The 14,525-nt window shown below is 42.8% G+C and carries 8 protein-coding genes and 1 pseudogene; 6 read left to right on the plus strand and 3 right to left on the minus strand.

The window, feature by feature from the left end:
* Nucleotides 1-252: 252 nt before the first annotated feature.
* The gene (locus tag CDG60_RS11810) at nt 253-2,484 is read right to left on the minus strand and encodes an NADP-dependent isocitrate dehydrogenase (protein WP_087512477.1); all 2,232 of its coding nucleotides are present in this window, start codon (nt 2,482-2,484) and stop codon (nt 253-255) included.
* 529 nt (nt 2,485-3,013) lie between these two features.
* Entirely contained in the window at nt 3,014-4,717 is a 1,704-nt protein-coding gene (locus CDG60_RS11815; protein ID WP_087512476.1) for a M61 family metallopeptidase, read from the minus strand.
* A gap of 175 nt (nt 4,718-4,892) precedes the next feature.
* Here CDG60_RS11815 and CDG60_RS11820 point away from each other — a divergent pair, with 175 nt between their 5' ends.
* The 6 genes from CDG60_RS11820 (at nt 4,893) to CDG60_RS11845 (ending at nt 13,811) form a co-directional block, all read left to right on the plus strand.
* Nucleotides 4,893-6,200: a D-alanyl-D-alanine carboxypeptidase PBP6B gene (locus CDG60_RS11820; RefSeq protein WP_227542873.1), complete on the plus strand. Its 1,308-nt coding sequence runs from the start codon at nt 4,893-4,895 to the stop codon at nt 6,198-6,200.
* A gap of 103 nt (nt 6,201-6,303) precedes the next feature.
* Nucleotides 6,304-7,590, plus strand: a complete 1,287-nt coding sequence (locus CDG60_RS11825) for an NAD(P)/FAD-dependent oxidoreductase (RefSeq protein ID WP_087512474.1) — start codon at nt 6,304-6,306, stop codon at nt 7,588-7,590.
* Nucleotides 7,591-7,725: 135 nt separating this feature from the next.
* Complete coding sequence (slyD, locus tag CDG60_RS11830; RefSeq protein WP_087512473.1) at nt 7,726-8,208, plus strand: peptidylprolyl isomerase; 483 nt, start codon at nt 7,726-7,728, stop codon at nt 8,206-8,208.
* A gap of 82 nt (nt 8,209-8,290) precedes the next feature.
* Nucleotides 8,291-9,322, plus strand: coding sequence for a hypothetical protein (locus CDG60_RS11835; RefSeq protein WP_160117038.1), 1,032 nt, complete (start codon nt 8,291-8,293; stop codon nt 9,320-9,322).
* 32 nt (nt 9,323-9,354) lie between these two features.
* The gene (locus CDG60_RS11840) at nt 9,355-10,785 is read left to right on the plus strand and encodes a cryptochrome/photolyase family protein (RefSeq protein WP_087512471.1); all 1,431 of its coding nucleotides are present in this window, start codon (nt 9,355-9,357) and stop codon (nt 10,783-10,785) included.
* A 71-nt stretch (nt 10,786-10,856) separates the two neighbouring features.
* Nucleotides 10,857-13,811 carry a hypothetical protein gene (locus CDG60_RS11845; RefSeq protein WP_087512470.1) on the plus strand — a complete coding sequence of 985 codons (2,955 nt, stop codon included), beginning with the start codon at nt 10,857-10,859 and terminating at the stop codon, nt 13,809-13,811.
* A gap of 69 nt (nt 13,812-13,880) precedes the next feature.
* On the opposite strand, the pseudogene CDG60_RS11850 reads toward CDG60_RS11845, so the two are convergent.
* A pseudogene (locus tag CDG60_RS11850) lies at nt 13,881-14,504 on the minus strand (HD domain-containing protein).
* Between the last annotated feature and the right edge of the window lie 21 nt (nt 14,505-14,525).

A 14,525-nucleotide genomic window follows, 5' to 3' on the forward strand; every position in this document is an offset into this window, starting at 1 on the left:
GATCATTCTGAAAAATATTTTCATACTCAACAGATGAAATCCGAATGCGTCAGACATGCAGAATGTACAAAAATATCTGATATCCGGTGCTGAAACCCGTCTGTAAATCCGATGTAAATAAGTAATTTTCTATCGGATATTCGCTCTATTATTTTTATTTATGTTTTCTTTTTAACCCAGGTACAATAAAAAAAGCCGATGCATTTGCATCGGCTTTTTAATTCACTGATCAAGTGATCAGTTCATTTTCATTCAGATAGTCTGAAGTGCAGCATTCAAAGTCGCACTTGGACGCATCACAGCATCAACTTTTGCAGTATCAACAGCATAGTAACCGCCGATATCTACAGCCTGACCCTGCACTTGTGCAAGTTCTGCGATGATCTTGTCTTCATTTTCATCCAGTGCTTTCGCAAGTGGTGCAAATTTTGCTTTAAGATCAGCATCTTCATCCTGAGTAGCCAAAGCTTCAGCCCAGAATTTAGCCAGATAGAAGTGGCTGCCACGGTTATCCAGTTCACCTGTACGGCGTGATGGAGACTTGTCGTTATCAAGCAGTTTATCTGTAGCCTGATCTAACGTTTTCGCCAGAAGTTTTGCACGGGCATTGTCTTCTTTAATACCCATTTCTTCTAAAGAAGCAGCTAAAGCCAGGAACTCACCTAAAGAATCCCAACGTAAGTGGTTTTCTTCTACAAGCTGCTGTACGTGTTTAGGCGCTGAACCACCAGCACCAGTTTCGTACATACCACCGCCCGCCATTAACGGAACGATAGACAGCATTTTAGCAGAAGTACCCAGTTCCATAATTGGGAACAGGTCAGTCAGGTAATCACGTAAAATGTTACCCGTTACAGAAATCGTATCTAGACCACGCGCAACACGCTCAAGTGTGTAACGCATAGCACGGACCTGAGACATAATCTGAATGTCCAGACCTGCTGTATCGTGATCTTTCAGGTATTTCTGAACTTTTTTGATCAGTTCATTTTCGTGTGGACGGTACGGGTCAAGCCAGAAAATTGCTGGCATACCTGAGTTACGTGCACGTGTTACAGCCAGTTTCACCCAGTCACGGATCGGTGCGTCTTTCACCTGACACATACGCCAGATATCGCCTTCTTCCACGTTCTGTGACATCAGCACTTCACCTGTTTCAAGGTCAGTGATGTTGGCAACACCAGCAGCTGGCGCTTCAAAAGTCTTGTCGTGAGAACCGTATTCTTCAGCTTTCTGAGCCATCAGACCTACGTTTGGCACTGTACCCATTGTACGTGGGTCAAAGTTACCGTTCCACTTACAGAAATTGATCATTTCCTGGTAAATACGGGCAAATGTAGACTCAGGCATTACAGCTTTACAGTCATAAGGTTTGCCGTCAGCACCCCACATTTTACCACCACCACGGATCATTGCAGGCATAGAAGCATCTACAATCACGTCGTTTGGCGAATGGAAGTTTGTGATGCCTTTCGCTGAATCAACCATTGCCAGTGCAGGACGGTGTTCCTGACATGCATGAAGATCTTCGATGATTTCTTCACGTAAAGAAGTCGGTAAAGTTTCGATCTTTTCATAAAGACCAGCCATACCGTTATTTACGTTAATACCTAATTCAGCAAATAATGCAGCGTGTTTTTCGAACGCTTCTTTATAGTAAATTTTCACACAGTGACCGAATACAATCGGGTGTGAAACTTTCATCATGGTTGCTTTAACGTGTAAAGAGAACAGAATGCCCGCTTCTTTACAGTCATCGAGTTCTTTTTCATAGAAATCGCAAAGTGCTTTTTTGCTCATGAACATAGAGTCGATGATTTCGCCGTCCTGAAGCGCAACTTTTGGCTTAAGAACAACAGTTTCACCTGACTTGGTAATGAGTTCCATTTTCACATTACGTGCACGGTCCAAAGTCATCGACTTTTCACCATGATAGAAGTCACCTTCATCCATGTGGGAAACGTGAGTCTGTGACCACTGTTTCCATTCACTCATAGAGTGCGGATGTTTTTTCGCATAGTTTTTCACTGCTGCAGGTGCACGACGGTCAGAGTTACCTTCACGCAATACAGGGTTCACTGCGGAACCAAGACACTTGCTGTAACGTGCTTTAATTGCCTTTTCTTCATCAGTAGATGGATTTTCAGGATAGTCAGGAATTGCATATCCTTTTGACTGAAGTTCCTTGATACATGCTGTCAGCTGAGCCACAGAAGCACTGATATTTGGAAGCTTGATGATGTTAGTGTCTGGATCCTGAGTAAGGCGACCCAACTCCGCAAGGTTGTCAGTAACCTTTTGTTCATCAGTTAAATATTCTGAGAATTCTGCGAGTACACGGGCTGCTACAGAGATATCAGTCTTGATAATCTCTACGCCAGCTGGCTTAGTAAAGGTCTCAATGATCGGCAGTAGCGAGTAAGTCGCCAGCAGAGGCGCCTCGTCGGTCAATGTGTAAATGATAGTTGACTTTCCACCAGCCATATATAGCCCCTTGCTTTGAATTACGTTTGTCAGACCCTAGCTTTTGGCTTAGTCTGCGAACCGGTTTGCTTAAATAAAAACATTGAAAGTATCGGTGTTCATCGCATTACAGTCAACGTAATATCACGTGATAACGACATTTCGTAGAAAAATGATGCTTGTCAATTTTTCCTGGATGAACTTTACCCAAATAATGACCATTTATCAATTGCAGAATCACTGTTTCATATTACATCTTCATTGCATAAAACTCGTCAGTGATGCACTGAGCCTGATTTTTCAGGACTGAACACCCGATATTATTTCAGCAGAATTATATTTTATTTTTTTATCTCATTTACAGTGTTCAACATTTACTTCCTTTATAGCTGCGTGCCATTTAAACCCAAGGCCATGTCAGAACTGTCGTGATACAGCTCAGATGAATCACAGGAATATTCCAAAGCAGTAAGTGACTCAGATTCTGATTACTGAGCATAAAAAAGGGTACATCAAGTACCCTTTTTACCCAGCAAAGTCGAGCTTCAGGTTAAGCCTGTAACCAGCCTGTTGCTTTCGCCTGATCCTGCACACTCAGTTCCACTTCTGCAAGCTCAGTACCAGCAGCCTGTACTTCAAAGCTCATCAGTTCATCACGGCGGAATGCCAGCACTGTAAACATGCCTTCCTGTTTTGAATATTTTTCCAGCAGCTTAGCCGTCGCTTTCAAGCCATCTATTGCAATAATAACGTCATTTGCAGAAAGTCCAGCCTGAGCTGCTGCACCATCACGACGTGCTGACTGAATCAGTACACCTTCAGGCTTATCTGTTGCTTTAATCCCAAAAGCCAGCGATTTATCTGTTTTCAGTACATAATTAATGCCAAATTCAGGGAATAACTGATCCAGAGGAAGTTCGTCCGTTGTATTGATCAGATGATTGATCTGTTCAACCCAGTTATCACCGGTCAACTCATTACACAGTTCAAAGACCGTCCGTTCATTGACCTGTATACCCTGCTGCGCATTGTCATAAAGTTTACGCATCAGTGCATCCAGACTGGAACCCCGTAAACGTAAGCCTAGATCCAGACATAAGGCGACCAGACAGCCTTTGTTGTAATAACTGGTTCCTGCATTAACCGAGTTTTCATCCTGACGGTAAAACTTAATCCACGCATCAAAACTTGACTCAGACACTGACTGTACAAAACGTCCAGGATTCTGCAGATAACGGTCAATCTGTGCTTTCAACAGTTTCAGATAAGCATCCTGAGAGATAACGCCACTGCGCAACAGAATCAGATCATCATAATAAGAAGTGAATCCTTCAAAGATCCATAATAAAGAGGTGTAGCCCTCCTTATTCAGATCGTAACTGGCAAAGTTTTCAGGTCGGATAAATTTGACCAGCCAGGAGTGAAAATATTCATGACTGCATAAACCCAGAAAACGCTGATAAGCTACCGTTGGTTCAGCAGGTTCATCCATCTTAGGTAGATCATCACGTGGTGTAATCAGGCTTGTACTGTTTGGATGCTCAAGTCCACCATAGCTGTCAGCAGTAGCCATGGTCATAAATGTATAGTTTTCAAACGGTGCAGAACCAAACATCGTAATTTCAGTTGCACAGATTTTTTCAATATCCTGCTGCATACGTGCAGCATTCATAGCATGTTTACCTGATACCACAAACTCATGTGGAATACCGTTTGCCTCAAAACTGAAACGGGTCTGATCCGCCAGTTCAAACGGTGAATCAATCAACTGCGCATAATTTTCAGCTTTCAGGGTATAACGCCCTTTCACCAGACTTTTTGATGGCAGACCTGTCGCCAGCTGGAAATGTTTCAGCTCATCAGGAAGGAAAACTTCCAGTTCCACTTCCTTATGTTCCTGCCCCTCAAGCCCGATGCACAGACAGGCCGGATTGATATACAGCCTCGTTTGATCCACATAAGCACCACGAACAGACAGATCATAGGCATAAACATCATATTCAACAGTAATCAGTTCATGGTCAGTGTTGAACAGACGCCATTTATTCTTTTCAAATTTCTGAATATTCAGTTCACGCCCTGCTTCATCAGATGCTTTTACACGTTCAATATGCTTTGAAAATTCACGCACCAGATAACTGCCAGGAATCCAGGTCGGTAAAGTCAGAATCTGTACAGGGTCTGCAAGAAAGCGTAAAGTGACGTGAACAAGGTGCTGACGGTAATCGTCAAATTCAATCTGATAATGCAACATAATGGACAAAATAGAATTAAAAAGTAGAAACTGAATATCAGCTTAACATTTTTTTATCAACTATTGCGGTACAGTTGTGAATGACTGTAAATCTGACTAGCCAAGCCATAAAAAAAGGCATAGCATGCCTGAGTTTTTTATCATTTTTACCGACGGATTGGTACTGGGAATCTCTTTGAAACGCATCATTTCATTACTTGCATTTATCTGCCTTTGTTTTTCTACAATTGCGCATGCCTCCTTACTGAATATTTCACCTGAAAGTGTTGAAGCTGAAGCATGGACCATACTGGACACTGAGTCCGGACAGGTCATTTCGGAACATAACAGCCATGTTCAGCGCGCTCCTGCCTCACTGACAAAAATGATGGTGGCTTACATTGCTCTGAAAGAAATTCAGGCGGGTCGCCTCAACAAAGCGGATGTACTGACCGCAACACCAGTGGTGAATACTGTCATGTGGGATGAGTCTCAGATGTACTTAAAACCAGGTGAACAGATTTCAGTTGACCAGCTGCTTGCAGGCTTAATTGTGATGTCTGCAAATGATGCAGCCGTAACCCTGGCGGAACGCATTTCAGGAAGTATTCCCGAATTTGTAAAACGCATGAATGCTGAAGCTCAGGCACTGGGAATGAAAGACACACATTTTCAGAATCCAGCGGGCATCACCATGCCTGAGCATTATTCATCTGCATCCGATATTGCTCATCTTGGACAGGCTCTGGTGAACCATACACCTGATTACCTGTATTACTCCAAGCAGCAAAGTTTTTCCTATAATCAGCATTTTCACCACGCAACCAATCTTCTGTTAAAAAAAGATCCCACTGTCGATGGTCTGAAAACAGGGTTTACCAAAGCAGCCGGCTACAACCTTGCACTGACTGCAAACCGCCCAACCAGTAATCCTGATACACCTGAAAGACGCCTGGTCGTTGTTGTTATGGGAACACACAGCGCGTTAAAACGTGCCGAAGTCGCAAGTGCGTTAATGAATCTTGCCTATCACTACACCCGCAACGAAGTTGCCATTAAGGATAAACAGCTGATTGCGGAGTTACCGGTCATCAGATCCACCCTGAAAATGTTCCGTGTTGAAACACGTAAACCACAGATTATCACGACTTCTTTATACAATCAGAGTGTGCCGGTTGACCTGCAAACTTTTGATCAGATTAGCCAACGTATCGTAATTAACAACGGCGCTGCTGTACAGACCATTGAGCCCCTCAGCTCAACCCAGACCCACATGAATGTCGCGGTAAATGAACAGTCCCTGACTGCACCACTTGCAAAAGTCATGAAACTGGCAACTGTTCAGGTTTATCAGGACAACAGACTGATTCAGACCATTGATATTGAAGATGATGTGAAAATTGAAGAAGCCGGTGCTTTTCATCAGTTCATCCAGTGGTTTAAACGGCTGTTCAGCTTTTTATCCAGTGATCATGCAGAAGTTAAGATTTATCCATTAAATTAATCAGATCATTCTGCTCTGGATTACAATTTTATAAAATGCCTGGCAAAGAAGATGGACTATCATGTCCATCTTCTTTTTTTGATTAAATAAAAACAGGCAAAAAATGAATCAATTACATCAGATTATCATCGTGGGTGGTGGTGCAGGTGGACTCGAACTCGCCACTCAGCTTGGAGATACCTTAGGTAAATCCGCAAAAGCCAGAATTATTCTTGTCGATCAGAATCTGACTCATATCTGGAAACCACTGCTGCATGAAATTGCGGCGGGTACTATGAATCCTGGTGAAGAAGAAACCAATTACTATGCACATGCAGCAAAACATCATTATGAGTTCATACTGGGACGTTTTGAAACACTGAATGCACAGGATAAACAGATTGTTCTCAGCAAGTCCCGAACCTCTAAATATGAAACCGCCTCTGAACAGCAGATTCTGCAATACGACACACTGATCCTGGCGGTAGGTTCTGTTTCCAATGACTTTAATACCCCAGGTGTCCAGGAACACTGTCATTTCCTCGACAGCAGACAGCAGGCTGAGATTTTTCAGCAGGATCTGCTGCATTTATACCTGGATGCACAAAATCAGCAGACAGAACAGCAACTGAATATTGCCATCATTGGCGCTGGTGCAACCGGTGTCGAACTGGCTGCTGAACTGGTTGAAGCCAAACAGAATTTCTACCGTTACGGATTAAATAAAATTAATCCTGAAAATGCTGTCATCTCACTGATTGAAGGTGCAGACCGGATTCTTCCAGCCCTGTCAGAAAAAATTGCAGATCATGCCCAAAGTCAGCTGCAACGTATGAAAATCAATGTCCTGACTGCGAAACGAGTCGAAAAAGTGGATGCAGAAAAAGTCTGGTTTACTGATGGCTCCAGCATTCAGGCAAATCTGAAAATATGGGCTGCAGGCATTAAAACCCCTGCTGTCATTTCATCACTTGAAGGCTTCAGCAAAGACCGTATGGGACGCCTGGATGTCTATGCTACGCTGCAGACAAAATCCAATCCTGACATTTTTGCATTTGGTGACTGTGCCAACTGTATCCTGGATGCGCGTGAACCAGCTCTGGGACCAAGGGCACAGGTTGCAAGCCAGCAGGCAGCCTTTCTTGTAGATGCCATGAAAGCCCGTATTAATGGTCGCAGTCAGCCAATGTTCCTGTTTTCTGACAAAGGCTCACTGGTTTCGCTCAGTAAAAATAAAGCAGTCGGCGAACTGATGGGACAGGTTAATGTCCAGGGCTTTATTGCAAAATCTATGTATGTTTCCCTTTACCGCATTCATCAGGCAACAATTTATGGTTATGCACATGCAGGTTTACTGACTGCAAAAGATTTTGTTACACGAAAAATCACGCCTAAAATTAAATTACATTGAAATTTAATAAAGTGCCCTTATTAATTAAAAAATCGTCATTAAAAACCGAAATGCGCTTTTTATGGAAATTATTAGTCTACAAAAACTGCATTTCACTTTATGATATAGCCTTAAAAATTTGAATGGATCAATAACATGACTGCTATTGCAAATAACCACGTGGTTTCTTTCCACTACACATTGACTAATGCTGAGGGTGAAACGCTGGATCAATCTCAGGGTGAACCACTTGCATATTTGCACGGTGCAGGCAACATCATCCCAGGTCTTGAAAAAGCGCTTGAAGGTAAAGCTGTTGGTGATAAATTCACTGTAAATGTACCAGCTGCTGAAGGTTACGGCGAATATAACCCAGACATGGTTCAGGAAGTACCTAAACAAATGTTCCAGGGTGTTGATAACATTCAGGCAGGCATGCAGTTCCAGGCTCAGACTGATGATGGCGTTCAGATCGTAACTGTTAAAGCAGTTGAAGGCGACAACATTATTGTTGATGCAAACTTCCCGCTTGCTGGTCAGGATCTGACTTTTGAAGTTGAAATCGTAGAAATTCGTGAAGCATCTCAGGAAGAACTTGATCATGGTCATGTTCACGGTGCAGGTGGTCATCACCACTAAGATCAGTTCTGATCACAAAAAGGCAAAGTTTTTACTTTGCCTTTTTTATTACAATAACAATAATACTGACGGAACAATTAAAATGAATAAAACCAGAATAATACTGCTGACCCTGTTAAGTGCTGTTTCGACTGTTGCCTGTGCAGAAAAAAAACCACAATATAAGTGTTCAGTCTCTTCCCCCAAATGGGCTAAAGAATTCAATAAGGTCTACCAGCTGGATGAGTTCCGTGTCTATTATTCAGATCTTGAATCTAGTACACAAAACCTCCCCCAAACCGCGGATATTAATAACAATAAAATTCCTGATTATGTTGAAAATATAGCAATACAAGCCATGAACAGTCGAGATATGTTCAAGCTTGCAGGCTTCCGATCACCGCTCGACTCACCTCGCTATCAAAACAGTGCCGAGTCCATCGCAATATTTCTACAGAAAACTGGAGGTAATGGCGTCGCTTTTGAGCGGGCTGCCCGTTATCCCAATCTATCTATCAATTCAAAAGACATGCCATGTTCGATAAGCATCGTCATCTCCAACAATTTAGAAGGCTTTCCAGGCTCATGGGCAACAGTTACTCATGAACTCTTTCATCTTTATCAATATGGATATGCTCAGTTTAAAAACTCCTGGTATCTGGAAAGCCTTGCCAACTGGGCTGATCGTGCAATGAAAATTGACATCACCAACAATACAAAACGTTTACCACCACTCCCCCAGACAAGAACTGAAATTAATCAGGATATTTTTGGAAAAGCATATACACATATCTGGCGAAGGTTATTTCTGATTAATGACAGTGATATCCTGGAAATACCAGAAGATATGCTTAAACGCAGATATGTAGGAGGGTCCAAAGTTTTCCTGGACAATGAATGGCGAGGAACTCATTTTGTTCTTACGTTTATGCAAAATCTGGAGAAAGAGTCAAATCGGATTTCAGCAGAAAAAAAATGGGAGCCTTATCACTGGAAAGAAAAAGATCAACGCTCAAAAGAATGGGACCCTTTAATTTTACAGCTGATCCAGAAACAGTTAAAACAGCCGAAATATGATCAGAAAGAGACCCGTTTCATGCGAAATATTTCCATACAGAACCTAAAAAGTGAATAATTAAAATGTGAACCTCAAATGACTGTAATCATATGACTCAAAATACGCTGGTATGGTTCAGACAGGATCTGCGGGTATCTGATCACACTGCTTTATGGCATGCCTGTAACAGTGGGTACTGTACTGCCGTGGTTATTCTCTCCCCTAAGCAGTGGAAGCTGCATCATGATGCTCCAGTAAAACTGGATTTTTATCTGCGACAGCTTTCAGTACTGAAAAAACAGCTGAGTGAGCTGAATATTCAACTGGTTATTAAAACTGTTCCACTCTGGAAAAACATCGCACAAGAACTACTGAAACTTTCCCATCAACTCAATGCTCAGCATATTCATGCCAGTATTGAATGCGGTATCAATGAACTGAGCCGCGACTTCCAGGTGCAGAAATTACTGAACCAGCATGGCAAAGATCTGATCCTTCATCATGACCGGACACTGTTCCCTGTTGGCTCCATCCGGAATCAAAGCCAGAAACCCTATCAGATCTTTGGTGCTTTTAAAAAATACTGTTATGACCAGTTAAGTATCTCAGTGCCACAGTGTTACCCCACTCCCTCCATTCAGCAGAAACTGGCAACTGAAATTTCAGATCATGAACAGATTCCACAGATACAGCAGTTTTATCCTGATTGGCAATCCACAACTGACCTGGAGTGGCAAACTGGTGAACAGCATGCACTGCATCAGCTGGATGAATTTATAACAGACCGCCTTTCAGATTATGCAACAGCTCGCGACTTTCCCCATATAGACGGCACAAGCCAGCTTTCAGCCTACTTAAACACAGGCATTCTTTCGATCCGTCAGTGTATTCAGGCACTGTTCCGTCAGCAGCAAGGTCATTTCCATATTGATAGTACAGGTCAGCAAAGCTGGCTGGATGAACTGTTATGGCGGGAATTTTACACGCACATACTTTTTGATTTCCCGTACATTTCAAAGCATTTACCCTTTAAAGCCGCTACTGTGAAGATTGCATGGCGAAATGCACCTGAAGACTTAAAAGCCTGGCAACAGGGTCAGACCGGTATCCCTGTGGTTGATGCAGGAATGCGCCAGCTGCTCGCAACAGGCTGGATGCACAACCGAGCACGCATGATTGTAGCCATGTTTCTCTGTAAAAACCTGCTGATCGACTGGCGACTGGGCGAACAGTGGTTTATGCAGCATCTGATTGATGGCGATCTGGCTGCCAATAACGGCGGCTGGCAATGGTGTGCATCCACAGGGACAGATTCTGTACCTTATTTCCGTATTTTCAATCCTGTCAGTCAGTCACAGAAGTTCGATCCGACAGGAGAATACATCAGGCACTGGGTACCCGAACTTGCCCATCTGGATGCAAAAACCATCCATGAACCCTATGCCAAAAATGCAGACCTGAAGCTGAACTACCCCAAACCCATTGTGAATTTAAAAAGCAGTCGTCTTCGTGCCATAGAAGCTTTTAAAGGAATCAGTTAAATTGATTACTCAGATTCATCTGTCTGTGTTAAATTTCCTTAATCCTGAAAAAACTTTATGATAACAAGATCATGACAAGACAGACACAACAGCAGGTAATGGAGCTTCTTCAGCATTTTAAACTGAAAACATTGCCTGAAAATGGTTTGCTCTATTCAGAAGAGCTTTTCAAAATTGGGGCAGATGACAGTGATGCAAACCTGGAAGAACTGAATCAGCTTCTGGTCCAGCTGCATCGTCAGGGAATACGTCCCAACGATATAGTCGAACGGCCTGAAGGACTGAATTTCCTCATGACCATCGCGGCATTTATATGTGATGTCATCAACCAGCGAACCAACACTGAAACCGAATGGTATAACTACCACGAGGCAATCAAGATTCTACCGTCTGACTACGGTTTACCATTGGATTTTTTCAGCTCCATGGTTGCCATGATCCGCAAACAGGTATGTTTACCCTTCAGTATTATTGCCGAACTGCTGCATGAAGGTTCTGATGCAAAACGCACCCTGCTCAGTTATGTCAAAGAACGCTGCCAGACTGTCAGCCAGACCACCCGTAATATTAATGAATGGTATGCGACTTACATTGAGGCGCTGCAGCATAAAAAATATATTCCAGGCGGAAATTATTATCGGCAGGCAACAGACCAGATCGCATTTGATTTTTCCATTCAGAGTATTGCTGAACTGGACGTTTTACTGAAATGTATCCGTTCTGAAGAAAATCTGACCGAACAGAACTATTCAGATTTCATGCAGCATAAAGAAAAATTAAATTTCCTGGTGGCCATGAGCTACTATCTCGGCGCTGTCATTACACGGCACAGCATGTCATCACTGAAATGGTATGATTTCGAAGCCTATAAACAGAATTTTGCAGATGACCCGCAACAGAGCTATCGCTTTGAACTGGATCAGGTCGCGGTTATAGACAGTAAACTGCTGTTTCCAATGACCATCATCACTGGTTGCCTGTTTGACTCATCAGGGGAACAGCCTGACTGTGTTGAATACATTCAGAACGTCTGTAAAGATATTGATTCAGCGGTACATTATTTTCCATCATCACTGACTCAGGATTTTCATTTACCTCTACCAGAAATACTGGATCAGGCATTTACTCAGGCAGGTTTTCTTGCGGCATATTCAACCAGTATGGTGCAGGATACGTCCCTGCAACCCACCATGCTGGTTCCTGACCAGGAAAAAATCTCCCTGGTTCATCTGATGTATGACAACCCACAACAGGAAGCATTGTCAAAACTGGACAGCAACCCAGCTGGACATCCATTTCAGCTGTACTGTGAAGATATACATGCTTATTTACCGACCGGTCGCACGGATGCCGTGTATTTAAAAATCCGTGTCTATGATCAGCATCCATTGGATTTAACCTTAGTTATTCCCTATCAGAAAAAAACTGAAACGCAGCCCTTTAAAATATTTTCTGCGGTTCGCTACCTGCCCTGTGACCTGCCCGAAACCATTCTGGATACAGGACTGGCTCAGTTCTATAAACAGGCATTCCAGTTTACCGATCCGATCAGTCAGGACAGCCTGTGGCAACAGTATTTTGAAGAAAAACTCATCACCGCTCCTTCATCAGCTGAAGCAACGCACAGCCATTTAAAAATGATTCAGGATAAATTTATCCATATTCTGAAAGCACAGGCGGAACCAACACCTCAGATTCAGGATCAGACTCAGAACAGTGAATCATCAACTTTCTTTGACCTGAATATTCAGCAGCTTATTCATGATTTACCTGAAGATTTCAGAGCATACCTACAGGTTCTGCCACCTGAGTGGATGCAGAAAGATGAACTGTATAAACAGATTAAAGCCATGCCTGCAATGTACAAAAAAGGCAGAGTGGTCTGGGCTGCACTGGTTCAGGCAAATAAACTGATGTTTGAACCACATGGTCCACACTGTCCAGGTGAAATTGTATTTGATCCTGCCGGTCTGACTTCTCCTGAAGATCTGATCAAATATGCCCGTCAGCTGTTCAGCCTGAAAGAAACAACATCTCTGGAGCCAGACCAGCTCCAGTATGCACAACATATTTCCAATGAAAAAACCCGTGTTGTCAATTTCGACTATCCACAAAGTTTATGCCGTGTTCCGCTTAAAATTTCGAGTATCTGGTTCTGGAGGCTGCATCTTCCTGACGGTATGCTGAGCCTGCCCTGCTTCCCTGTCCTGATCTGTGATGATGAACAATATGCAGGTGAAGCCACCGTGCTTCCTTACCTGTTCTGGCAGGAGAATTTTGTTGAACAGTGGATTAAAGAAGGTGAAAAATCGCATGGGACAGGTTATGCGCTGAATGTAACGCAGCTGCATGCACGGGTATCGTCCAATGTCAGAGAATTCGGTGCTTTTTTACGTCCATTACTTTCTCAGATTTTTGATACAGACAGTGCAACCCCTTATACAGCGCACCACAGCCAGACAAATACCCCAGACACTTCAAGTCTGAGCCTTGTCCAGGATACACCTGCAGAACTGAAAATTGAAAATACAACCCGAAATACTGTTTCCATTACACAGCGGTCTGTACAGATTTTGGATAATCCTGACAGTTCAGACCAGGAAAAACTCAATGCTATAGAAAGCATAAAAACCCAGGCCATTTATAACGAACCTGAAGCACTGCAACTTATGGCTAGTTTTTATGAAAAAGGGATTCATGTTGAAAGTAACAGTAAACTTGCCTTTTATCATATGGCAGAACTGGCAAAAACAAAGAAAAGTGAAACATTATTCAGAAATGCGCTCAGGTACTACCTGGATTCTGAAAATAATCTGGACCATGATGATCCTGAAGTTGAGCACTGGTTACAGCAACTGAAGACTCATTATGAACATGCGACCCGACAGAAAACGGCAAAAACAGATCCAAAAAATCAGGCATCTGCACGACGTAAAAACCAGAAGCAACTGGACTGGACTCAATGGATGATCCGTATTCTGATCGGTGCCATTGTACTGTTGCTGCTGATCGCTCTGATCAAATAATCAACCACAATATACAGGGTTCCAAATCGAACCCTGTATAACCGAACACTGTTTTTTAAAGAATACGACTCACCAGACTGCCTGACTCAGATTCGATTTTGCAGTCTGCTCCAGCAATATCTGAAAATATTCCGTCTGATACAGAGGTCTCATCTGATAAAAATGTTGCAATACTTCTGCTCTTTTAACTTTATATAATTCAGGTTCGACCCAGGCGTATTCCTGTTGAATCTGACGTTCATATTCGGCAAAGCGTGGTGCTGCGCTCCCCAGAATAGCCAGATCCATATCCAGTAAATAATTTAAATCATGATCTTCTGATGGTTGATGTGCTTTGGTGGCAACAATCCATTGATACACTTTTTCCAGCTTTCCTTTTTCCACAAAGCCAGCACAATGCTTTTGCATGAGCTTTGCACTTTGTTCTTCATTATCAGATGCTTCAGGATCATAAACCACATCATGAAACCAGATAGCCAGTTCCACAGCAACAGGGTCATCTAATTGATCTTTCACCTGATGGAATAATTCAAGACATTCCACAATATGCTGCACAGTATGATAATACCGCTGTGGCTCAGTATAGACATTCAGAAGTAACTGAGATAATTGCTAGGAGTGATAATTGTCCAGTTCTGTCTGAGCAGAAAACTGTGCCCAGTATTGCAAAAACTGATCAGAAAAATTTTGCACTGGACACCATCCTGATTTAAC

Source organism: Acinetobacter chinensis (assembly GCF_002165375.2).
Taxonomy (GTDB): Bacteria; Pseudomonadota; Gammaproteobacteria; order Pseudomonadales; family Moraxellaceae; genus Acinetobacter; species Acinetobacter chinensis.

Coding starts and splice junctions, on each gene's coding strand:
- CDG60_RS11810 (WP_087512477.1), bottom strand. CDS start 2,484: ATGGCTGGTGGAAAGTCAACTATCATTTACACATTGACCGACGAGGCG.
- CDG60_RS11845 (WP_087512470.1), top strand. CDS start 10,857: ATGACAAGACAGACACAACAGCAGGTAATGGAGCTTCTTCAGCATTTT.
- CDG60_RS11835 (WP_160117038.1), top strand. CDS start 8,291: ATGAATAAAACCAGAATAATACTGCTGACCCTGTTAAGTGCTGTTTCG.
- slyD (WP_087512473.1), top strand. CDS start 7,726: ATGACTGCTATTGCAAATAACCACGTGGTTTCTTTCCACTACACATTG.
- CDG60_RS11840 (WP_087512471.1), top strand. CDS start 9,355: ATGACTCAAAATACGCTGGTATGGTTCAGACAGGATCTGCGGGTATCT.
- CDG60_RS11825 (WP_087512474.1), top strand. CDS start 6,304: ATGAATCAATTACATCAGATTATCATCGTGGGTGGTGGTGCAGGTGGA.
- CDG60_RS11815 (WP_087512476.1), bottom strand. CDS start 4,717: ATGTTGCATTATCAGATTGAATTTGACGATTACCGTCAGCACCTTGTT.